This is a genomic window from Arminella tubonensis (genome assembly GCF_003240585.1).
Taxonomy (GTDB): Bacteria; Pseudomonadota; Alphaproteobacteria; order Rhizobiales; family Rhizobiaceae; genus Rhizobium; species Rhizobium tubonense.
This window is the reverse complement of record NZ_PCDP01000038.1, coordinates 82472-105467: the sequence shown is the minus strand read 5'-3', so window position 1 is coordinate 105467 and position 22996 is coordinate 82472. Positions and strand designations below refer to the sequence as shown.

General features: G+C 60.4%; 20 protein-coding genes. 15 read left to right on the top strand and 5 right to left on the bottom strand.

What is annotated here, in order from left to right; all coding sequences use genetic code 11:
• Positions 1-17: 17 nt before the first annotated feature.
• The 9 genes from flhA to folD all read left to right on the top strand — a co-directional run bounded on the left by flhA (position 18) and on the right by folD (position 9094).
• Complete coding sequence (flhA, locus tag CPY51_RS17935) at positions 18-2105, top strand: flagellar biosynthesis protein FlhA (RefSeq protein ID WP_111161599.1); 2088 nt, start codon at positions 18-20, stop codon at positions 2103-2105.
• Positions 2102-2854, top strand: a complete 753-nt coding sequence (gene fliR, locus CPY51_RS17930) for a flagellar biosynthetic protein FliR (protein ID WP_111161598.1) — start codon at positions 2102-2104, stop codon at positions 2852-2854. The genes flhA and fliR overlap by 4 nt, the downstream gene beginning before the upstream one ends.
• A 16-nt stretch (positions 2855-2870) precedes the next feature.
• A complete protein-coding gene (locus tag CPY51_RS17925; RefSeq protein ID WP_111161597.1) occupies positions 2871-3290 on the top strand; it encodes a hypothetical protein in 420 nt (139 codons plus the stop codon).
• A gap of 31 nt (positions 3291-3321) precedes the next feature.
• Complete coding sequence (locus CPY51_RS17920) at positions 3322-3915, top strand: rod-binding protein (protein ID WP_111161596.1); 594 nt, start codon at positions 3322-3324, stop codon at positions 3913-3915.
• 12 nt (positions 3916-3927) lie between these two features.
• Positions 3928-4293, top strand: a complete 366-nt coding sequence (locus tag CPY51_RS17915; protein ID WP_111161595.1) for a hypothetical protein — start codon at positions 3928-3930, stop codon at positions 4291-4293.
• Entirely contained in the window at positions 4293-4832 is a 540-nt protein-coding gene (locus CPY51_RS17910; RefSeq protein WP_111161594.1) for a hypothetical protein, read from the top strand. The genes CPY51_RS17915 and CPY51_RS17910 overlap by 1 nt, the downstream gene beginning before the upstream one ends.
• 319 nt (positions 4833-5151) lie before the next feature.
• The gene (locus CPY51_RS17905; protein WP_111161593.1) at positions 5152-5943 is read left to right on the top strand and encodes a WecB/TagA/CpsF family glycosyltransferase; all 792 of its coding nucleotides are present in this window, start codon (positions 5152-5154) and stop codon (positions 5941-5943) included.
• A gap of 152 nt (positions 5944-6095) precedes the next feature.
• On the top strand, positions 6096-8072 hold the full coding sequence (locus CPY51_RS17900) for a GumC domain-containing protein (RefSeq protein ID WP_111161592.1): 1977 nt from the start codon (positions 6096-6098) through the stop codon (positions 8070-8072).
• 122 nt (positions 8073-8194) lie between these two features.
• Entirely contained in the window at positions 8195-9094 is a 900-nt protein-coding gene (gene folD / locus CPY51_RS17895; RefSeq protein ID WP_111161591.1) for a bifunctional methylenetetrahydrofolate dehydrogenase/methenyltetrahydrofolate cyclohydrolase FolD, read from the top strand.
• Positions 9095-9105: 11 nt separating this feature from the next.
• Here folD and CPY51_RS17890 read toward each other — a convergent pair whose 3' ends face one another.
• Positions 9106-10131, bottom strand: coding sequence for a LacI family DNA-binding transcriptional regulator (locus CPY51_RS17890; protein ID WP_111161590.1), 1026 nt, complete (start codon positions 10129-10131; stop codon positions 9106-9108).
• A 299-nt stretch (positions 10132-10430) separates the two neighbouring features.
• On the opposite strand from CPY51_RS17890, the gene CPY51_RS17885 reads away from it, so the two are divergent.
• The 6 genes from CPY51_RS17885 (at position 10431) to CPY51_RS17860 (ending at position 17417) form a co-directional block, all read left to right on the top strand.
• On the top strand, positions 10431-11792 hold the full coding sequence (locus CPY51_RS17885; protein WP_111161589.1) for an ABC transporter substrate-binding protein: 1362 nt from the start codon (positions 10431-10433) through the stop codon (positions 11790-11792).
• Between the two features lie 130 nt (positions 11793-11922).
• Entirely contained in the window at positions 11923-12939 is a 1017-nt protein-coding gene (locus CPY51_RS17880; RefSeq protein ID WP_111161588.1) for a carbohydrate ABC transporter permease, read from the top strand.
• A gap of 1 nt (position 12940) precedes the next feature.
• Positions 12941-14104 (top strand): carbohydrate ABC transporter permease, encoded by a 1164-nt coding sequence (locus CPY51_RS17875; RefSeq protein ID WP_111161587.1) that lies wholly within the window; start codon positions 12941-12943, stop codon positions 14102-14104.
• Between the two features lie 28 nt (positions 14105-14132).
• A complete protein-coding gene (gene bglA, locus CPY51_RS17870) occupies positions 14133-15785 on the top strand; it encodes a beta-galactosidase BglA (protein ID WP_111161586.1) in 1653 nt (550 codons plus the stop codon).
• A gap of 21 nt (positions 15786-15806) precedes the next feature.
• The gene (locus CPY51_RS17865) at positions 15807-16895 is read left to right on the top strand and encodes an ABC transporter ATP-binding protein (protein ID WP_111161585.1); all 1089 of its coding nucleotides are present in this window, start codon (positions 15807-15809) and stop codon (positions 16893-16895) included.
• A 117-nt stretch (positions 16896-17012) separates the two neighbouring features.
• A complete protein-coding gene (locus CPY51_RS17860; RefSeq protein WP_420820715.1) occupies positions 17013-17417 on the top strand; it encodes a hypothetical protein in 405 nt (134 codons plus the stop codon).
• Between the two features lie 71 nt (positions 17418-17488).
• Here the strand turns inward: CPY51_RS17860 and edd are convergent, their stop codons facing one another.
• The 4 genes from edd to CPY51_RS17840 form a co-directional block, all read right to left on the bottom strand.
• Positions 17489-19306, bottom strand: a complete 1818-nt coding sequence (gene edd, locus CPY51_RS17855; RefSeq protein WP_111161583.1) for a phosphogluconate dehydratase — start codon at positions 19304-19306, stop codon at positions 17489-17491.
• Between the two features lie 68 nt (positions 19307-19374).
• Complete coding sequence (pgl, locus tag CPY51_RS17850) at positions 19375-20073, bottom strand: 6-phosphogluconolactonase (protein ID WP_111161582.1); 699 nt, start codon at positions 20071-20073, stop codon at positions 19375-19377.
• Between the two features lie 10 nt (positions 20074-20083).
• Complete coding sequence (zwf, locus tag CPY51_RS17845) at positions 20084-21559, bottom strand: glucose-6-phosphate dehydrogenase (RefSeq protein ID WP_111161581.1); 1476 nt, start codon at positions 21557-21559, stop codon at positions 20084-20086.
• Positions 21560-21689: 130 nt separating this feature from the next.
• Positions 21690-22988, bottom strand: a complete 1299-nt coding sequence (locus tag CPY51_RS17840; protein ID WP_111161580.1) for an NAD(P)/FAD-dependent oxidoreductase — start codon at positions 22986-22988, stop codon at positions 21690-21692.
• Positions 22989-22996: the final 8 nt, after the last annotated feature.

Sequence of the window (22996 nt, the reverse complement as noted above, 5' to 3'; positions counted from 1 at the left end):
AGACGGAAACCGACAAAATGGCGCAGCCTCCTGCAATAGCCCTTCCGAAAGTCAATCCGAGCCTGCGCGATGTCGGCTTCGCGATGGGCATCATCCTGATCCTCTGCGTCCTGTTCCTGCCCATTCCGCCGTTTCTGATCGACATGGGCCTGGCATTCTCGATCGCACTTTCCGTGTTGATCCTGATGGTTGCGTTGTGGATTCAGAAGCCGCTCGAGTTCTCGTCCTTCCCAACCATCCTGCTGATTGCCACCATGACGCGTCTGGCGCTGAACATAGCGACGACACGCGTCATTCTCTCTCACGGTTTCGAAGGTGAGAGGGCGGCTGGCGGCGTCATCGCCGGCTTTGCAAATCTCGTAATGTCCGGCGATTTCGTCATCGGTCTGATCGTCTTCCTGATCCTCATCACCATCAATTTCATCGTCATCACCAAGGGCGCGACGCGTATCGCCGAAGTCGGAGCGCGTTTCACCCTTGACGCCATTCCCGGCAAGCAGATGGCAATCGACGCCGATCTGTCCGCCGGTCTCATCGATGAAAAGGAAGCGCAGCGACGGCGCAAGGAGCTGGAGGAGGAAAGCTCCTTCTTCGGCGCGATGGACGGTGCCTCGAAGTTCGTGCGCGGTGATGCAGTCGCCGGCCTCCTGATCACCAGCATCAACATCTTCGGCGGCATCATCATCGGCTATTTCCGCCATGGCATGCCGATCGGCGAGGCTGCCGACGTCTTCGTCAAGCTCTCCGTCGGCGACGGTCTCGTCGCCCAGATGCCGGCGCTGATCGTTTCGCTTGCAGCAGGCTTCCTCGTTACCCGCGGCGGCAGCACCGGCTCGACCGACCAGGCCGTTATCAACCAGCTCAGCGGCTATCCCCGTGCGCTCGCAGTCGCCGCGGTCCTCATGGGCATCCTGGCGATCATGCCCGGCCTGCCGTTCTTTCCCTTCATCACGCTGGGTGGCCTGATGGCGACCGGTGCGTGGCTGATCCCGCGCCAGATCGAAGCCGGAAACAAGATCCTCCGCGACCAGGAGGAAAAGAAGGTGATGCAGTCCAAGGAGCTCGAAAAGGACTCTGTCAAATCGGTGCTCAAGACCTCGGAAATCGAGCTGGCACTCGGCAAGATCGTCTCCACCCGCATGCTCGGCGCCCACCAGGAACTGGCCTTCCGCGTCGGCAAGATGCGCAAGAAGTTCGCCACGCAATACGGCTTCGTCGTCCCCGAGATCAAGGTCACCGACGATATCGCCATTGCCGACAAGTCCTACCAAATCCGCATCCACGGCACGACCATCGCCTCGAATATCCTGCGCGTCGGTGAAGTGCTTGTCGTGACCGGTGCCGGCCGCAAGCCGACTGTACCGGGCGACGAAATCCGCGAACCGGCTTTCGGCATGCCCGCCGTATCGGTTCTCGAGGCCTTTGCCGAAGATCTGAAGCGCGAGGGCTTCCAGCCGATCGACAATGTTTCGGTCGTGCTGACGCACATGAGCGAAGTCATCCGCAACAACCTGCCGGCGCTTCTCTCCTACAAGGACGTCAAGATCCTGATCGATCGCCTCGACCCGGAATACAAGAAACTTGCCGACGAGATCTGCACCTCGCACATGTCCTATTCCGGCCTGCAGGCCGTCTTGAAGCTGCTGCTCGCCGAGCGCGTCTCGATCCGCAACCTCCACCTCATTCTCGAAGCCGTCGCCGAACTAGCACCGCACGTCCGCAAGACGGAGCAGATCGTCGAGCACGTCCGCGTTCGCATGTCGCAGCAGCTCTGCGGCGACCTGGCTGATAACGGCGTGCTTCGCGTGTTGCGCCTCGGCAGCAAATGGGACCTCGTCTTCCATCAGGCGCTGAAGCGTGACCCGAAGGGCGAAGTCATCGAATTCGACATCGATCCGCGCACGCTTGAGGAGTTCAGCGAGCAGGCAACCAAAGTTATCCGTGAATTCATGGACCGCGGACTACCCTTCGTACTTGTCACGTCGCCGGAAACACGATCCTATGTGCGCATGATCATCGAACGCCTGTTCGCGACTCTCCCCGTTCTGTCGCATGTGGAATTGGCAAAAGGAATCGAGATCAAGATTCTGGGCGCCATTTCATGATTTCAGACCCTCAGGGGACCATCCTTGCCTTGTTTCTCGCATTCTGCCGCATAGGCGCCTGCGTGATGGTTCTTCCGGGGTTCTCGTCTGCCCGTATTCCGCAGCAGATCCGCATTCTCGTTGCCGTCGCCCTGTCGATGGCGATACTGCCTGTCTTGTGGGAGACCATCTATCCCAAGGCGTCCGCCGGCGGCGCCAACTATATATACCTGATCTTCACCGAATCGCTGATCGGCGCGATGTACGGGATGATGGCGCGGCTTTATACGCTGGGCCTGCAATTCGCCGGGTCGGTCATATCGATGCTGATCGGTTTCAGCGCGCCCGGCGGGATGGATCTGGTCGAGGAATCCAGTGAGACATCGCTCACCAGCCTGATCACCTTCGCCGGCCTGATGATCCTGTTCATCATGGATTTCCACCACTACGTCTTCAAGGCGCTGGTCGACAGCTACACTGTCATCCCGTTTGGCGGGCATCTACAGATGCAGGCGACGCTGATCTCCTTCACCGATACGCTTCAGGCCACCACATTTATCATGCTGCGGCTGGCCAGCCCGTTCCTCCTCTATGGGCTGATGTTCCAGTTCTCGGTCGGCTTCATCAACAAGCTGGCGCCGCAGATCCCGATCTACTTCATCTCGACGCCATACCTTTTGATGGGTGGCTTGTTCATGCTCTATCTCAGCATAGCCGCCATGATCAGCCAGTTTTCGGACGCCTTTCTCAGCGTCTACAACGGCCATTGACGGCAGGGAGAGCGACATGGCCGAACGAACGCGATCGGAAAAATTGAAGCGCCTCGTCGCCGTTCAGCGCCATCTCGAACGCATGGCGGAAAGCGATCTTGCCGAGACCAGCAAGGTCCGCAGCGAGGTGGGGCAATCGATGGATCGCGTCATCGATGCGATCGGGTCGATGGATCCCGTCCATATGGTGTTCTCAGGCCACTATGCGGACCGATTCGGGCGTTTGACGCTGCGAGACCAGCAGCTTGCCGGAATGCAGGCGATGATAGAGACACGCGTGCTGACCGAACGCACCAAGGCGAACCGTCTCGAAGAGCATATGAACGACGCTCGCGCGCTGGAATCCCGCGAATCCGACGACAATGCGGTCTACGACATCATCGACCAGCAGGCCGCGTCCGCAACGCCAGCCTCCAGCAAGCTTCAAAAATCATAATCGTCGCGATTTCAAGTGAAAGGAACGTGACGTGGCGATTTCACCCCCGAGTGATTTGGTCCTGGATGTTTTGAAGGCCGCAGATCCGGTCGACGTTCAGGCCGCCCAGGCCAAGCTCCAGGCAAACAAGGCGGCCTTTGCCGCTACCAGTCTCGCAGAGGCCGGAAACGGCTTCGCGTCGACTGTCGACATTTTGAACAAGGCCGGCACGCAGTCGGGCCTTGGCAACGCGCACACACAGGTCAAGTCGGAGAAGGTGCCGGCCGCCTACCAGAAGTTCGAAGCCATGGTTCTGCAGAATTTCGTCAAGAACATGCTCCCGACCAGCGACACGCTGTACGGCAAGGGCAATGCCGGCGAGATCTGGAAGGGCATGATGGCCGAGCAGTTGGGCAACACGCTTGCCAAGGACGGCGGTATCGGCATTGCCGAGAAGATGTTCCACGAGCAGCTGCAGAAAACCCGCGGGACCGGCGTTGCCAACGTCGCGACCGATGAAAACGATCGCAAGATGGCGCTGAGCGCAATCACCGATTTCGAGCGCAAGACACTTGGCACGACATCCACCGACACGGATGAAAACGGCTCGGTGGTCAATGCGAGCATCTTGGCGAAAACAGCTTAAGGGGGTGGGGACATGGAAATAATTTCGAACGACTATCGCATCAAGTCTGTACTTGGCCGCCTTGAAATGATCATCGACAACGAGAATGTCAGGATCGGCAAGGACCGGGATTTCGACCTGAAGGTATCCAACGCGCACAAGAGCCGGTGCCTCTACGAGCTGTCGATGCTGTTTCGCGACACCGATCCGGCAGAACTCGCGGCAGCACATATCGAGCAGTTGCACGCGCTGAAGAAGAAGCTCGTGCTCAACGCCCGGCGCGTCGAAGCGCATCTGGAAGCGGTTCGCGCCGTGGCCGAGATTCTGAAGAATGCCGTGCAGGACGCCGATGCGGATGGCACATATTCCCAGGAACAATTTCTCGTTCGTGAGGCTTGATGATCAAGCTCGTTCTAACAGGCGTTTGGGTTTGCGTGGTCACTCTGGCGGCGGTCTATTTTTCCGTGCAGCTGGCAACCGCGCCGACGACCGACCCGAACGCCGCAAAAACGCCGACGCAGGAATTCGTCAAGGGCGAACAGATCAATATCCCCGTCATCAGCAATGATGGCGTGAGCGGCTATTTCCTCACTAAGGTCTCGTTCATGATGAACAAGGACAAGGCCAAGGATCTGCCGCTCCCACTGGTCGAATTGACGACGGACCAGCTGTTCACGCTGCTTGTCGGCAACAAGATGATCGACATCGCCCATCCGAATTCCTTCAAGCTCGATGAATTCCGTAGCGACATCAAGAAGAATATGAACGAGCGTCTCGGCGGAGACTATATTGCCAGCGTGCTGGTGGAGCAGATCGACTACCTCTCGAAGGACGAGATTCGCTCCAACGCGTCAGGCCCGGTCAAGAAGAACATGAAGCCGGTGAAGGTCGTCCAGGGCGATCCTGTTCCGGAGGGCGCCGACAAGTCCACGGAATAGATGGGGCTTCAATGCAGCATTGCGATATTTCGATCCGACCGGCCGCTTCCCAGTGAGGCGGCCTCTTGCGTTAACCAGAACCTCAGCTCGTGCTCGCTTAGAAAATAAAAAATTAGTATATCGGCAAAGAAATTTCGGATCGGCGGCCAACCTCGTCGAGACATGGTTAACAAAAGCTTGGGCTTCCTTCGCAACTTCTAGAGAATTCCGTAAAACTTGCTTCGGAGAGCTTTGTTATAAGCATCGCGGCTGCGTGGTTGTTGCCGAAGCCCGTGTGATGTGCGTCGACGCATGAGGCGTCGATTGCAGGAGGTCTTGTGTGAATCTGGTCGCAAATTTCGCGGTGCATGCGTCGCGTCGAATGATATTCGATCTGCCGGTCTGCGATCTCGATTGGCAGGACGCGCTCACCTTTGTCAACGAGCTGGCGTCGGCAACCGCTGGCCAGACGGTGATATCCTTCGTCAACGCCCACAACATGCTCGTCATGCTGAATGACGGAAACTACCGCGAAGTCCTTTCGGGCAATCTGGTGCTGCCGGATGGGCTCGGGTTGGACATCGCTTCACGCGTTTCCCACGGCGCATCGTTCCCCGCCAATCTCAACGGAACTGATTTCGTGCCGGCGCTTCTGACCTTCATGGACAAGCCAAAACGTATTGGACTGGTCGGAGGACGACGCGAAGTAATTGAAAAAGCAGCTGAAAATTTCCGAGCGCACGCTCCCTGGCATAACTTCGTCGTCATCTCCGATGGCTATTTCGACAAGCAGAACAGCCAAGGCGTCGTCGCTGAAATCGAGCGGCAAAAACTCGACGTGCTGATCGTCGGCATGGGAACGCCGCTGCAGGAAGCTTGGGTGGCGGCCAATGTCACCCCCGAACACGCCCGTCTCGTTCTGACGGTCGGTGCCCTGTTCGACTTCGTCTCGGGTACCGTTCCGCGGGCACCCTCGATCATGCGCACGCTGCGGCTGGAGTGGGTCTACCGCCTGCAAAAGGAACCGGGCCGTCTTTGGCGCCGATACCTGCTCGGTGTGCCGCTGTTTCTCTATCAGGTCGCCAGGCACCGCCTCAGCGAGCGGCATCAACGCCTATATCCCGACGCGTGAACCTGCAGCCTGCGGCATAGGCGGGCGCTTTCGCCATGCCGTTATATTCTCGGGCGTTAACTCTTTATTTGCCATGAAAATTTAAGGTGAGTTAATCTTCCGGAAGCTGCCGTCACGAGTCTCGGCGGTTTTGTGCACGAGATAAGCCCGCGATGCCGCAGCCACGAGAGATCAGGAAACCCCGCCTATACGACGCTAGCGTCAGGCCGTTGTCGCGGAATGGCGAACCCGTCCGCGCACTCGTTGGCGGCGGCCAGGCTTATCCCTCGGCTGCAAACATCCAGTCGCCCAGCGACGCCGAACTCCTCGATATTATCAGCCGTGCGCTACGGGGCGACCTGCACCCCGCATCCGGCCGAAACGGTGCGAGAGCAGCGCTCGACGAGCCGGCGCCCATATCGTCCGTCATAAGGGGAATCCTGCAGCGCGAGCCGACGGCCGAAATCCATCGGCCCATCGCTCCGGAGTTGGATGTCTCCGACGTCGAGCTGGAGTGGGAACCGGTGGAAGCCGCCCAGCATGAACCGAAGCGATCCGATTCGCCGCCGGAATTGCAGTCGCAAATTGTTATCCCGGATAACTCAAATCCCGTTCGGTTGCCGCGCCGCCGCTGGGCGTTCGGCCTGTCATCGATCGCCTTCGTCGTTGCAATGTCCATTGTGGGCGCGAGCATCCCTGCATGGCTGGCTGGTCCTCCCCGCTATGTCGCGCAGGCCCGGCTGCAATTGCAGGGCGAGCCAGTTTCGCAACAAGGTCTCCTCGGCGCCATCGCCGCCCGTCTCTCATCGCCGCATCTTCTCTCCCAGGTCGTTGCCAAGCTGAAGCTGGACCGCGACGCCGAATTCACCGGTGGCAAGACAACAGCCATGGGCGTCGTCTTCGATCTCTTCGCCGGCAGCGGCGGTGCATCGGACGCGCCGTCGCGGGCGCAAGCCAAGCTGCGCGATAGTCTTCTGGTGGCGAGCGATCAGCGGACCGGCGCGCTGCAGCTCTCAATCGTCTCAGGCAATGCGGCGAAATCTGCGCGGATCGCCAATCTGTTGGCCGATGTCGCCGTCTATGACGCGGCGATGACGCAGAATACCACCGCTTCCGGCAAAGGCGCCGCCGCAGCTGACGCGAGCAGCAAGGCCTATGATCAGGCGGTCGCTGCGCTCGCTGCCTTCAGGGCTGAGGTCGGCGACGACAAGATCAAGGCTGCCGTCGAGTTGCAGCAGCAGCGCAAGGATATGGACGCGGAGGTCGCGGCGGCCGCGAATGCGGTGCAGACGGCCCAGATCCGCATCACTGCCGCGAAAACCACCAAGCTCGCCGACATACTCGACGGTTCGCTTTCGCCAGACCTTGGCTCTCCCGCCGGGCTGGAGGAGCTGCGAAACCGCTACGCCGCCGAAAAGAGCACGCTATCCCAGCTCTCGGCCCAGCTCGGCCCGCGCCATCCCCGGCTGTTGGCGCAACAATCGACCGTCGATGGCTTGCGCGCGCAAATCCAGGCCGAGCTGCAGCGTCTCGTCGCCTCCTGCGACGCGGAACTCAAGCTGGCGCTCAGCGACCAGAAGTCGCTCGCCGACAAGGTCGTCGCGCTCGGGCAGAAAACCGTCGGCATCGACATGGTCCGCTTCGGCCAGCTGCAGGATGGTGCTGAGACAGCCCGCGCTCGCTATGAGGCGGCGCTGCAGACCGTCGGCATCGACAAACCGTCCGCAACTCCGGTTCCGCTTTCCGTTGCCGTTCCAGCCGTCGCCCCTGCGTGGCCTCTCGACGACAATTTGGCTGCCGCCGAGATGACAGGGTTTCTGATGGCGCTGGGTATCGCCATTTGCCTCGTGTTCCTGCGCACATGGGTGGCCGATGCCCTGCTGAGCGACGAGGACGCTGCAGTCGATATCAACACGCCCGAGCCCAATCGGAATAAAGCGGTGGAGGAAAAGCGCCCCGCAATCGAGCCACCTCCGCTGAGATTCGACATCACCACATCGGTCGCCAACGATCGCCCCTTCAGGGAGACGGAGCGGGCACCAGCCGCCCCGGTCGTTGATGAGAACCTGGCCGTGCTGCAGGACGGCATGGCCTCCCTCAGAGCCAAGGTGGAAACCTATGCCCTGCAGCGACGTGCCGCACCGAGGTAAGTGAGATCCTCGAGAAATACCCTTGTAATTACCGCTTTTTGACAGCATAGGGCGTTGGCAGGCAAATTCCGTTCTTCGCCGAGCGCTAATTTGCCGTCAAGTTCGAAGCCTGGGAGAGATGCGTGACGACAGTGATTGACGGCAAGCAGGTGGCTGCTTCGGTAGTTGATGCGGTAAAATCGGCAGCTTCGGCGCTGGAGAAGGAAACGGCCAGGAAAACCGGCCTTGCCGTGGTCATCGTCGGCGACGATCCTGCAAGCCATACCTATGTTGCCGCCAAGAGCCGGATGGCCAAGGAGTGCGGCTTTAACTCGATCCAGCATACGTTGCCGGTCGAAACGACGCAGGAAGAACTGGCCGGGCTCGTCGGTTCGCTCAATGCAGATCCCGCCGTCAACGGCATCCTCGTGCAGTTGCCGCTGCCCAAGCACCTGAATTCCGATGCCATCATTCAGTCCATCCTGCCGGAAAAGGACGTTGACGGATTGCATGTGGTCAATGCCGGCAAGCTCGCGACCGGCGACCTTGCGACGGGCCTGATTTCCTGCACCCCCGCCGGCGCCATGCTCTTCGTGCGCCGCACCCACGGGGAAGATCTTTCAGGCCTCAACGCCGTTGTCATCGGCCGCTCCAATCTTTTCGGCAAGCCGATGGCGCAACTGCTCCTGAATGCCAACGCGACAGTCACGATCGCCCACTCCCGCACCAAGAATCTGCCTGCGGTCTGCGCCCGGGCCGACATACTGGTGGCGGCTGTCGGTCGTCCGGAAATGGTCAAGGCGGATTGGGTCAAGCCCGGCGCGACGTTGATCGACGTCGGCATCAACCGCATCGCGGCACCTGAGCGGGGCGAGGGCAAGAGCCGCCTCGTCGGCGATGTCGCCTTCGCGGAATGCGCTGAGGTCGCTTCGGTCATCACGCCGGTTCCAGGTGGCGTCGGCCCGATGACCATCGCCATGCTGATGGCGAATACCGTGATCGCCGCCTATCGCGCTGCGGGCAAGACCGCGCCGACTTTCTGACAGGCGGCGCTCTAATCGGCCGGCGCTACGCCGGTCGATGCCCTGACGATCAACTCCGTCTTCCAAAGTTCCTGTTCCGGATAGGGCCCGAGATTATTCAGGCTGCCGATCAGCCTCTCGGCGATGCGAGCCCCGGCCAAGCGCAGCGACGACCGCGTCGTCGTCAGCGGCACGGAGAAATTCTCCGGCTTCAACAACGGCAGCACGTCGTCGTGCGCGATGAGCGAAATGTCCTCGCCGAGTTTCAGTCCTGCCTGGTTGACGGCGCGGATTGCGCCTAGCGACAGCACCGTGCTCGAGCAGAGGATCGCCGTCGGTCGGTCGGCAAGCTGCAGGAAACGCTCCATCGCCAGCGTCCCTTCTTCGTCAGTCATGAGAGTATGGCTGATGCAACTCTCCTCCAGCGTAAGCCCGTGCTCGGACAGCGCCGCAATAACCCCGTTCTTGCGACGAATGGCGAAATCATATTGAGCAGGACCATTCATCAGCGCGAACCGCTTGTGGCCGAGCAGTAGCAGAAGCTTTGTCGCGTTGTAGAAGGCGCCTTCGTTGTCAATGTCGAGATAGGGGTAGTCGGTTTCGGCACCAAGAGAGCGCCCGTGCACGACGAAAGGGATCGATAGGGACCTCAACATTTCCAGCCGTGGATCGTTGCCACGCAAATAGGCTATGAACAGCGCGTCGACATTGCCGCTGATGGCGAGCCGCCGAAGGGCGGCGACCTCGTCGTCCGGCTCCGCCGGCATGAGAACAAAATGGAAATCATGCCGCAGCGCCTCTTCGCCAAGGCCGGCGAGAAATTCGCCGAAATGCACGTCGAAGGAATGACCCGGCGCCGTCGGCATGACGAGGCCGATCGAACCGGCCTTGCCGGTCGCGAGCCTCTGGGCGGCCTTGTTTGGCCGGTAGCCGGTCTCCCGAACCGCTCTTAGCACCCGCTCCCGCGTTTCGTGATTGACCTCGGGATAGCCGTTCAATGCGCGGCTGACAGTGGTCTGCGACAGGCCTAACATTTGCGATAGCTGCTTCAGATTCACCTGGTCTGTCCTCTCGCATCAATGCGCTACTTTGGAGCATAATGCCTCCTCACGATCCAAAGCGCCTTCAATTATGTAGCAGCGGTTCGGCCTTACTCAAGGAAAATCGCTTTATATCTCCGACTAAAACTATGCTGCGTTGCGAGTTTTCCCTATCGCGGCCACAAGTTACACAAATCCGCTTGACTCCAGGCGGTGCGGTGGATTGAATCGAAACTAGCCAAAGCGCTTTGAAAAGCGGCATGGTTGTGCAGTTGGAGGCACGTTCTGCCTTTGGGAATTATGGGAGGGTTGACCGCATGAAGAAGTCATTTTTGATGGGCGTTGCAATGGCTGCGCTGATGGCTGGTGCCGTCTCGGCAGCGGACCTGAAGTTTCCGCCCGGCGCGGATACAAAGTTCGATTGGAAGAGCTACGATGAGTTCAAGGCCGCGCATGCGGACCTGAAGGGCGAAACCATCACCATCTTCGGTCCATGGCGCGGCGAGGACGAGGCGCTGTTTACCAGCGTGCTCAACTATTTCACCGAGGCGACCGGCGTCACCGCCAAATATTCCTCGTCCGAAAATTACGAACAGCAGATCGTCATAGACACCCAGGCGGGATCGCCGCCCAACATCGCGATCCTGCCGCAGCCGGGCCTGCTCGCCAACCTCGCCAGCAAGGGCTATCTGACATCCCTCGGCGACGACCTGGGCAAGTGGGTCAAGGACAACTACGGCGCCGGCGACAGCTGGGTCAGCTACGGCACCTACAAGGGCAAGGACGGCAAGGACGGTTTCTACGCCTTTCCGTACAAGGCCGACCTGAAGTCGCTCGTCTGGTACTCGCCGGAGAATTTCGAGGAAGCCGGCTATAAAGTGCCGGCAACCATGGAAGACCTGATGAAGCTGACCGACCAGATCGTCAAGGACGGCGGCGTGCCGTGGTGCATCGGTCTCGGTTCGGGCGGCGCGACGGGCTGGCCGGCAACGGACTGGGTCGAAGACCTGATGCTCCGCACGGTATCGCCGAAGGACTACGACGACTGGACCACCAACGAGCTGAAGTTCAATGATCCCAAGGTCGTCAACGCGATCGAGGAATTCGGCAAGTTTGCCAAGAACCCCAAATATGTCGACGGCGGTGTGGCCGCGGTTGCCTCGACCGATTTCCGCGACAGCCCGAAGGGCCTCTTCGCGGTTCCGCCGAAGTGCTACCTGCACAAGCAGGCATCCTTCATCCCGAGCTTCTTCCCGCAGGGCACGAAGCTTGGTCAGGACGCCGACTTCTTCTACTTCCCGCCTTACGCCTCGCATCCTGAACTCGGCAAGCCGGTTCTGGGCGCCGGTACGCTGGCAGCGATCACCAAGGACTCGAAGTCGGCTCGCGCCTTCATCGCCTTCCTGCAGACACCGATCGCCCAGGAAATCTGGATGGCACAGTCCGGCTTCCTGACCCCATACAAGGGTGTCAATACCGCGACCTACGCCAACGACCAGTTGCGCAAGGAAGGCGAGATCCTGACCACCGCCACCACGTTCCGCTTCGACGGCTCAGACCTGATGCCCGGTAAGATAGGCGCTGGCGCGTTCTGGACCGGCATGGTCGATTTCGTCGGCGGCAAGTCTGCCCAGGCTTCTGCCGATGACATCCAGAAGGCTTGGGACGGAATCAAGTAAACCCTCCATCGATCCCTGTCGCCGGTCAAAACCGGCGACAGTTCAAGCCGCAAAGGCAGGCATGGTGCCGTGGGGACGGCGCTGCGATGCTCGAAAGCGGTTGCGCAAGAGAACATCAGGGGAGGGTCGCATGGTTTGGCAGATTTTATCGGCGTTGGGCGCCGTGGTTCTGGGCGTTGGCGCCTGCGCCGCCTATTTCTATTTTTCCAACAAGCTCTTGGACATCGTCTTGCCGGCACGGGAGGGTGACGACGTCTTCGTCGCCTCGCGTAATCTGCGTCGACGTTCGATCATCCGGCCCTGGCTTTTCATCGGGCCGGCACTCTTCCTGCTGCTTGTCTATCTTGTCTATCCCGTCGTCGCCACGTTGATCCTGTCCTTCTACGATCGAAGTGGCGAGCAGTTTGTCGGCGGCGCGAATTATCAATGGGCATTCTACGACCGCGAATTCCGCCAGTCGATTTTCAACAATATCCTGTGGCTTGCCGTCGTACCCGCCGCCTGCACCTTCTTCGGGTTGGTGATCGCGGTGATGACCGACCGCATCTGGTGGGGCAATATCGCAAAGAGCATCGTCTTCATGCCGATGGCGATCTCCTTTGTCGGCGCTTCGGTCATCTGGAAATTCATCTACGAATATCGCGGCGGCAACGACACGCAGATCGGCCTGCTGAACGCCATCGTCCAGATGTTCGGTGGAACGCCCGAGGTGTGGATATCGGTGCCCTTCTGGAACAATTTCTTCCTGATGATCATCCTCATCTGGATCCAGACCGGCTTTGCCATGGTCATCCTGTCTGCCGCCCTGCGCGGCATCCCTGAGGAGACCATCGAGGCTGCCGTCATCGACGGTGCAAACGGCTGGCAGATCTTCTGGAAGATCATGGTGCCGCAGATCTGGGGCACGATCGCCGTGGTCTGGACGACGATCACCATCCTCGTTCTGAAGGTCTTCGACATCGTGCTCACCATGACCAACGGCCAATGGGACTCAATGGTGCTCGCCAACCTGATGTTCAACTGGATGTTCCGCGGTGGTGGCGACAGCGGCCGAAGCGCGGTCATCGCGCTGATCATCATGGTCGCCGTCATGCCGATCATGGTCTGGAACGTTCGTCGGGCCAACGCGCAAATGAAGGGGCACTGAGATGTCGATAGCACAAAGTCTCTCCCGGATTGGCCCCGCCCGCCTGTTCGTTCATTTCGCAGTCCTTCTGATCGTCATCATCTGGCTGGTGCCGACCCTCGGCATCTTCGTCACGGCGCTGCGCGACAAGGACCAGATCACCGTTTCCGGCTGGTGGACCGCCTTCGTCGGCTCCTCGCAGACCACGGCGGTAAGACTTGCCGGCGCCGATAAGCAGCAGCAGGATGGCGCCGGCTACGTCATCGCTGGCTCCGTCTTCGGAGATGGCGGGTCGCTCGGCAAAGTCCAGGCCTTCGGCGTCAAGATCCAGGACCCTGCCGCATTCAAGGCAGGTGCGCCGGCAGACCTCGGCGATGGCGAGACGCTCCTCATCAACGACGACGGCAGTTACAAATATTCGAAGAATGCATCCTTCGCCGATGCTCGCCCAAGGCGTATCTACGTCTCGGTGGCGTCGCCGCCGCAATTCACGCTGCAGAATTTCAAGACTGTGGTCACCGGCGAAGGCATTGGCCAGTCCTTCATCAATTCGCTGACGGTGACCATTCCCGCGACGATCATCCCGATCCTGATCGCCGCCTTTGCCGCCTATGCGCTTGCCTGGATGGAATTTCCCGGCAGGGCGCTGATGATCGCACTCGTCGTCGGGCTGATCGTCGTCCCGCTACAGATGTCGCTCATTCCGCTGTTGCGACTTTATAACGAAATCGGCACCTTCTTCGGCGTCCCGTCGAAGACCTATCCGGGAATCTGGCTGGCACACACAGCCTTCGGTATGCCGCTTGCCATCTATCTGCTCCGCAACTACATCGCCGGCCTGCCGAGGGAGATTATCGAATCCGCCCGCGTCGACGGCGCCAGCGATTTCGATATCTTCGTGAAGATTATCCTGCCTTTGTCCTTTCCGGCGCTGGCTTCCTTTGCGATCTTCCAGTTCCTCTGGGTCTGGAACGACCTCTTGATCGCGATGGTGTTCCTCGGCACCAACAAGGATCAACTCGTGTTGACCGGCAGCCTCAACGCGCTGCTCGGCTCGCGCGGCGGCAATTGGGAAATCCTCACGGCTTCTGCCTTCGTCACCATCCTCGTTCCGCTTATGGTCTTCTTCGGTTTGCAGCGCTATCTCGTGCGCGGTCTGCTTGCCGGGTCGGTCAAGGGCGGCTGATACTCCGCATGCATACAGGACCTCTCGAATGACTATCGCTTCCGCATCGATCACGGCGCCCGACAAGAATTGGTGGCGCGGTGCCGTGATCTACCAGATCTATCCGCGCTCCTTTCAGGATTCCAACGGCGACGGCATCGGCGATCTCAAGGGCATCGCCGCTCGCCTGCCGCACGTGGCGAACCTCGGCGCGGACGCGATCTGGGTTTCGCCCTTCTTCATGTCGCCGATGCGCGATTTCGGCTATGACGTCTCCGACTACGAAGACGTCGACCCGATCTTCGGAACGCTGACCGACTTCGATTCGCTGATTGCCGAAGCCCACCGCCTCGGCATCAAGGTGATGATCGACCTTGTGATCTCTCACAGCTCCGACCGTCATCCCTGGTTCGTCGAAAGCCGCTCCAGCCAGAATAACCCGAAGGCGGATTGGTACGTCTGGTCGGATTCGAAGCCGGATGGAACGCCGCCAAACAACTGGCTGTCGATCTTCGGCGGTTCTGCCTGGGCGTGGGATCCGACCCGCATGCAGTACTACATGCACAACTTCCTGACCTCGCAGCCCGACCTCAACCTACACAATCCCGAGGTCCAGGATCGGCTGCTCGATGTCGTACGCTTCTGGCTCGACCGCGGCGTCGACGGTTTCCGGCTGGATACCATCAACTTCTATTTCCACGACCGCGAACTGCGCGACAACCCGGCGCTTGAGCCGGCAAGGCGCAATGCGTCAACGGCTCCGGCCGTGAATCCCTATAATTTCCAGGAGCACATCTACGACAAGAACCGCCCCGAAAACATCGCCTTCCTCAAGCGCTTCCGCTCGGTGCTGGAGGAATATCCGGCGATTGCTGCCGTCGGCGAGGTTGGCGACAGCCAGCGCGGGCTGGAGATCGTCGGCGAATATACGTCCGGCGATGACAAGATGCACATGTGCTACGCCTTCGAGTTCCTGTCGCCGGATGCGCTGACACCATCACGGGTCGAAGAGGTCATGAGCGACTTCGGCGCTGCCGCTCCGGATGGTTGGGCCTGCTGGGCGTTCTCCAATCACGACGTCATGCGCCATGTCAGCCGCTGGGGCAGCCTGGTGGCGGATCGCGAAGCCTTCGCCAAGCAGTATTCGGCAATCCTCATGACGTTGCGCGGCTCGGTCTGTCTTTACCAGGGCGAGGAACTGGGGCTGACGGAAGCAGAGCTTGCCTATCAGGATCTGCAGGATCCCTACGGCATCCAGTTCTGGCCGGAATTCAAGGGTCGCGACGGCTGCCGCACGCCGATGGTCTGGGACAGCCAGGTCGCGCAAGGGGGTTTCTCGACCGTAAAGCCGTGGCTGCCGGTGCCGGTTGAACACATCCTGCGGGCTGTCAGTGTCCAGAGCGGCGATGAGAATTCCGTGCTGGAGCACTACCGCCGCTTCCTCGCCTTTCGCAAGCAGCATCTCGCCTTCGCCAAGGGCGAGATCGTCTTTGCGGAGCCGCAGGAAGAGGTGCTGGTCTACACCAGAAAATTCGAAGACGAGACTGTGCTCTGCGTGTTCAACATGAGCGCGTCGGAGGGGACGGCAGACCTGCCGGAGGGCAATTGGCAGGCTTTGCCGGGCCATGGGTTTACGAGCAATAATTACGGCAACAAGATCGATATTCCGGCCTGGGGCGCTTATTTCGCGCGTCTTGCCTGAAAGCTCGGGAGGGGGCATCGCATGACTGGAGTTGTTTTAAAAGATATCCGCAAATCCTACGGCTCGGTGAACGTGCTGCACGGCATCGATCTTGAAATCGCCGAGGGCGAATTCATCGTCTTCGTCGGCCCGTCCGGTTGCGGCAAGTCGACACTGCTGCGGATGATCGCCGGGCTCGAGAGCATCACCGGTGGCGAGATGGTCATTGGCGGACGCGTCGTCAACGAAGTCCCGCCATCGCGGCGCGGCATCGCCATGGTGTTCCAGTCCTACGCGCTCTATCCGCATATGACGGTCTACGACAACATGGCCTTCGGCATGCGGATCGCCCACGAGAGCAAGCAGGAGATCGACCGGCGCGTCCGCGCCGCCGCCTCCAGTCTGCAGCTGACCCAGTATCTGGACCGCCTGCCAAAGGCGCTATCCGGCGGCCAGCGCCAGCGCGTGGCGATCGGCCGCGCCATTTGCCGCGACCCGAAGGTCTTTCTCTTCGACGAGCCGCTATCGAACCTCGATGCAGCCTTGCGCGTCGCCACCCGCATCGAGATCGCCCGGCTGAGCGACTCCATGCCGGACACGACGATGATCTACGTCACTCACGACCAGGTCGAAGCGATGACGCTTGCCGACCGCATCGTGGTCCTTTCCGCCGGTCGCATCGAGCAGGTCGGCGCTCCGCTCGATCTCTACGAGCGCCCGCACAATCTCTTTGTTGCAAAATTCATCGGCTCGCCGGCGATGAACATCATCCCGTCAAGCATTGCGCAAACTGGCGATACGACCACGATTACCCTTACCGGCGGCAAATCAGTGACGCTCGATATTCCGTCCGCCGCATCGGAAAAGGGCAAGACCGCCAGCTTCGGCGTGCGGCCGGAAGATCTCCGCATCGCGACCGGCGAGGACTATCTGTTCGAGGGCGACGTGGCCATAGTCGAGGCTCTTGGCGAAGTCACGCTGCTTTACATCGAGGGCCTTGTGGACGGCGAGCCGATCGTTGCCAAGCTTTCCGGCATTGTCGACATCAAGAGGGGACAGAAGATGCGTTTTGCCGCAGATCGCGCGAAACTTCATCTCTTCGATGCGGAAGGTCACACCTATCGGCGATAGTTCCAAAAATGGTCCGCAGCTGCGTCGAGAAGATTTTAGCTGCGGCTTTTATTCGAACCTTCTGTTAAATTTCGACTGCTAGAACTGGGGCTCCTTACGCAATTCAGGACGCATCTGATGGCAGCTTCGGGGTCGCCAAATCATTTTCTAAACAAGGAAGAGTCTTTCATGTACGACCGCGAGGCGCGGTATCGCATGGAGGATACCATGAACGCAGCGCGTATCGAATATACGGAGAAGGGTGTCATGCATCTGGCATCCCGCCGCTGCGACATCATGCGTATTTCAAAGAGTGGCGCGATCCTGGCGATCCTCACCCAGTACAATCTTCCGAAGCAGTTCTATCTGGACATTCCGGATGCCCGCATCACCAAGGTCGGTTGCATGCTGATGAAGGTCTTTGCCAACAACACGGTCGAGGTCCGCTTCTTGAGGCTGATGACGGAGAAGGAGCTGAACAAGATTTTCGTCTACAGCACCCATCCGGCCCACCGCGACCGCGTTCTCGACATCCGCTCGTGACATTGCGTTGAAGCTGAAAAAGCCCCGCAGGACACTGGTCCTCGGGGCTTTCGTTTTCATGCATGCAAGCCTTACAGGAAGACGCCGGCACCCTGGTCGGCAGGTCCCGCGGCGCGGCGGAACGGCGCGAACAGTTCGCGCCCCATACCGAATTCATTCTCCGACAGATCGATCTTGACCGGAATGCGCTCGGCCATGTCAGCGGCGTCGACGAGCACCTCGAGTGTGCCCGCGATCGCGTCCAGACGAATGATATCGCCTTCCTGGATGCGCGCGATAGGGCCCCCTTCGACCGCTTCCGGCGTCACATGGATAGCGGCCGGGATCTTGCCGGATGCACCGGACATGCGGCCGTCCGTCAAAAGCGCCACCCGGAAGCCGCGGTCCTGCAGCACGCCGAGTGCCGGCGTCAGCTTGTGCAGTTCCGGCATCCCGTTGGCCTTCGGTCCCTGGAAACGGACGACGGCGACGAAGTCCCGGTTAAGTTTGCCGTCCTTGAAGGCGTCCTGCATTTCCTTCTGGTCGTGGAAGATCATCGCCGGCGCCTCGATGATATGCCGCTCCGGCTTGACGGCGGAGATCTTGATGACAGCCTTGCCGAGATTGCCCCTGAGCATCTTCAAGCCGCCATTGCCCTGGAAGGGCGTTTCGATTGCGGCCAGCACCTTGGGATCGGCACTCTTTTCAGGCGCCGGTTCGCGCAGCACAGTACCGTTCTCGCCAAGCTTGACGTCCACGGCGTAGCCATCGAGCCCGTGGCCGAACACGGTCCGCACGTCGTTGTGCAGCAAGCCCTTCTTCAGAAGCTGCTTGATGAGGAAGCCCATTCCGCCGGCAGCGTGGAAATGGTTCACGTCGGCAAGGCCGTTCGGGTAGACGCGGGCAAGCAACGGGATGACATCCGAGAGCTCGGAAATGTCCTGCCATGTAAGAATGATCCCGGCCGCGCGCGCCATCGCAACGAGGTGAAGCGTGTGGTTGGTCGAACCACCCGTGGCATGCAGCCCAACGACGCCGTTGACGATCGAGCGTTCGTCGATCATCTCGCCGGCCGGCGTGAATTCGTTACCCATGGCGGTGATTGCCAGCGCCCGCTTCGTCGCCTCGCGGGTCAGTGCTTCGCGCAGCGGCGTACCCGGGTTGACGAAGGATGCGCCGGGCATGTGGAAGCCCATGATCTCCATCAGCATCTGGTTGGAGTTGGCGGTCCCGTAGAACGTACAGGTTCCCGGGCCATGATAGGACTTCGATTCCGCTTCGAGCAGTTCCGGACGACCGACCTTGCCCTCTGCATAGAGCTGGCGCACGCGGGATTTCTCGTCGTTCGGCAGGCCGGTGGTCATCGGTCCCGCCGGGATGAAGATGGCCGGCAAATGCCCGAAGGAGAGGGCGGCAATCACCAGCCCCGGAACGATCTTGTCGCAGACGCCGAGGAACAGTGCCGCATCGAACATATTGTGCGATAGGCCGACAGCAGCCGACATGGCAATCAAATCGCGGGAGAACAGCGACAGCTCCATGCCGGGCTGGCCCTGCGTGACGCCGTCGCACATGGCGGGAACGCCGCCCGCGACCTGCGCAATACCGCCCGCTTGCGCTGCCGCCTCGCGGATGATCGCCGGATAGCCTTCGAAAGGCTGGTGGGCGGAAAGCATGTCGTTGTAGGAGGTTATGATCCCGAGATTGGCGACCTGGTCCCCCGCCAGGGCATCCTTCTCGGAGGGGGAACAGACTGCGAAGCCGTGGGCGAGGTTGGCGCAGCCGAGCACGCTGCGCTGCGCACCCTTCGTCGCCGCATCCCGCAGCCGGCCGAGATAGCGCTCCCGCGTTGGCTTGGAGCGTTCGATAATACGTGTGGTGATCGCAGAAATGCGTGCGTCAGCGGACATGGTTCATCCCTGCCTGTTTAGCTTGTGTTATGTATCGTGTCGGCTCGTCGTCGCCTTGACCGGCGAACTCAGGGAGCCCAGTAAATCTGAACCGGAGAAGCGGCCCTGCGTAAAATGGCGCGGATCGGCATTTCCAATTCGTCACCGGCCTGTTCGGCCTTGGCGAGAACCTCTTTCTTCCCCTCGCCCTCGATATGGAGCACCAGCAATCTGGCGTCCTGAAGGCTGGAGAAGGTGAAGGTCAATCTCGGCTCGCCGGCGCCCTCTGCTTCCATCGTGATGACGCCCCGGGGCGTCGCCGGGTCGAGGGCAAGCTTCAGATTGTTACCGCCGGGAAAAAACGATGCCGTATGGCCATCGCCGCCCATGCCGACAATCGCGACATCGAACGGATCATCGATGCCACGGGTCTGCTGCGTCACGATGACTGCCGATTTCGCGGCGTCCTCCGCAGGCTGGTAGAGCGGCACGAAACGCGCCGCCGCTGCCTTGTCCTTCAGAAGGTTGGCCTTGACCAGCAAATGGTTCGAGCGCGGATTGTCCGGTGGGACAAAACGCTCGTCCACCAGCGTGATCGTCACCTTGTCCCACGCGAGCGAACGCGATGACAGCGCCTGAAAGAAGGCCTTCGGCGTGGAGCCGCCGGAGACCGCTATGCTTGCGGAACCGCGCGCGGTGATGGCAGCCGAAAGAGCTTCGGCCACCCTGTCCGCAAGACCGGCGGCGAGTTCTGCGCCGCTGGCAAAAGCATGCATTGTCGCTGCCATCGCTATCCTCCTAGATCTCGTCGTGCCAGGTACGTCCGTCGCGCTCGATCAACGCGATGGATTGGCTCGGACCCCAGGTGCCGGAGGTGTAGCCCTGGACCTGCTGCCCGGTTGTTTCCCAGCCCTTGAGGATCGGGTCGACCCAGTGCCATGCCGCCTCGACTTCGTCGCGGCGCATGAACAGGGTCTGGTTCGAGCGGATGACGTCCATCAGCAATCGTTCATAGGCATCAGCGCTGCGAACGTGGAAGGCGTCGGCAAAGCTCATGTCGAGCGAAACGTTGCGCAGGCGCATGCCGCCCGGACCCGGGTCCTTGATCATCAGCGACTGCTTAACGCCTTCATCAGGCTGCAGGCGGATAATCAGCTGGTTTTGCTGGATGCGTCCGGCCGCCTGGTCGAAGACCACATGCGGGATCGACTTGAAGGTGATGATGATTTCCGACATACGGCCGGCGAGACGCTTGCCGGTGCGGATGTAGAAGGGAACGCCGGCCCAGCGCCAATTGCCGATTTCGGCCTTGATGGCAACGAAGGTCTCGGTGTTGGAAACGCCGCCTTCGAGCTCGTCGAGATAGCCCTTGACCGGGCCGCCTGCCGAAGCGCCGGCACGGTATTGGCCGCGAACCGTCGCATGCTCGACATTGGACGCATCGATCGGCTTGAGCGCGCGCAGCACCTTCAGCTTCTCGTCGCGCACGGCTTCCTGGTCCATCGAGGACGGAATTTCCATCGCCACAAGGCAGACGAGCTGCATGATGTGGTTCTGCACCATGTCGCGCAACGCGCCGGCGGTGTCATAGTAGCCCGCGCGGCCCTCAAGCCCGACGGATTCGGCAACCGTGATCTGCACGTGGTCGATATGGTTGGCGTTCCACAGCGGCTCGTAAAGCGCATTGGCGAAACGCAGCGCCATAAGGTTCTGAACGGTTTCCTTGCCGAGATAATGGTCGATGCGGAAGATCTGTTCTTCCTTGAAGACCTTGCCGATCGTGTCGTTGAGTTCGAGCGCCGAGGCGAGGTCGCGGCCGATCGGCTTTTCGACGACGATGCGTGTCGACTTGGTGATGAGCTTGTGGTCGCGGATCTTTTCCGAAATGTCGCCGAAAATGCCGGGAGCAACGGCGAGGTAGAAGGCCCGAACGCGCTCCTTGCCCTCTTCGAGCAGTTTCTTCAGCACGTCCCAGCCGTTGTCCGTCTTGGCATCGACGGGAACGTAGAACAGGCGCTCGCAGAATTTAGCGACTTCCTTTTCGTCGTATTCGCCCTTCTTGAGATGTTCTTTCAGGGCATCCCGGGCAAACTTGCGATACTCCTCGTGCGACAGTGCACTGCGGGAAGCGCCGATGATGCGGGTCGGCTCGGTGAACTGGCCTTCGATCTGGCGGTGATAAAGCGCGGGGAGGAGCTTGCGCTCTGCAAGGTCGCCGCTGCCACCGAAAACGACATAGTCAAAGGGTTCAACGGGAATAATTTGGCTGCTCATGAGGTATCTCTCAATCAGGCTGGGTTGTAGCCCCTTTTAATCTAATCGATTTAAAAAGGCCAGTGTGCGTTGCGATGAATCTCAAATCTGCTTGTAAAACGAATTGTCCGGAGAGGAAATCCGCTGTTGTTCAAAACCTGTCGCGCAGCGCAAACCAGGTCAGCGCCAGGAACAGAAGTGGAGCCCGCATCCGCGCTCCACCGGGAAACGACGGGATGTCCAGCGCCTTGAAAAGATCGAGGTCGTCAGAGCGCCCGAGCACCGCGTCAGCATAAAGCTTACCGCAGTAATTTGACAGCATTACTCCATGGCCGGAATAACCGCCGATCGAGGTGACGCCGGGCACGACCTCGCGCGCGAACGGTTGGCGGGGCAGGGTGATGCCCACAGTTCCGCCCCATGCATGGGTGATCTCGATGTTCCGGAGTTCAGGGTAAAGCTCCGCGATCTGCCGCGAAATATGGCTCTTGATGTCGCGAGGATTGTCGGAAGTATAGGCCTCGCGCCCGCCGAACAGCAGGCGTCCATCCCGGGATTTGCGGAAATAGCGCACCACGAACCGCGAATCTGCGACGGCCTCTCCGCCCGGCAACACGCTGCGAAATTGGTCGAGCGGCACAGTGGCACCGATGAAGGAGCGGATCGGCATGACATGCCTTGCCGTCACCGGCTCGAGATTGCCGATATAGCCGTTGCAGGCGATCAGCACCCGTTCCGCGGTGATCGTCCCGCTCGCAGTCTCGATCTCCGTCCGTCCGCCGCGTTGCTGGATCGCGGTCGCCCGGGTCATTTCGAACAGCGAGGCGCCAGCTTCCTGCGTTACCCGCGCCAGGCCGATCAGCAGCTTCAAAGGATGGATATGGCCGGTCCCCGTGTCCCGCACCCCGCAGAAATAGCGCTTGGAGCCGAGCCGCTCGCGCGTCTCCGCCTCGTCCATGAAGCGCATGTGCGGATAATCGTAGCGCATTGCCGCGATTTCAGCGTTCTCGACATAGGCCCTGATGTAGCCCGGCTTGTGCGCGACATTCATCTGCCCGGGCATGTATTCGATATCGATCCCATGCTCGGCCGCGAATGCAAGCAGATGGTGCTTGGCGCGTTCTGCGAGATCGAACAGTGCCTTCGAGCGCTCGTAGCCGAGCGTCTCCTCCATCTCCTCCGGCCACCAGCGCTGTCCGGTGCCGAGTTGGCCGCCATTTCGGCCGGACGCGCCGTCGCCGATCCTCGCCCCCTCGATCAGCACGACATTGGTGCCCGCCCTGGCGAGATTGTATGCCGCTTGCAGCCCGGTATAGCCGCCGCCGATGATGGCGACGTCAGCGCTTCGCGAGCCGTCGAGGGCCGGATAGGTCGGGCGGTCTCCCGACGTCGCCTGATACCAGGAAAGTCCAGGCGCAATCGGGCTCTGCCAATTCTCGGACAACGTCATCGGTTGAT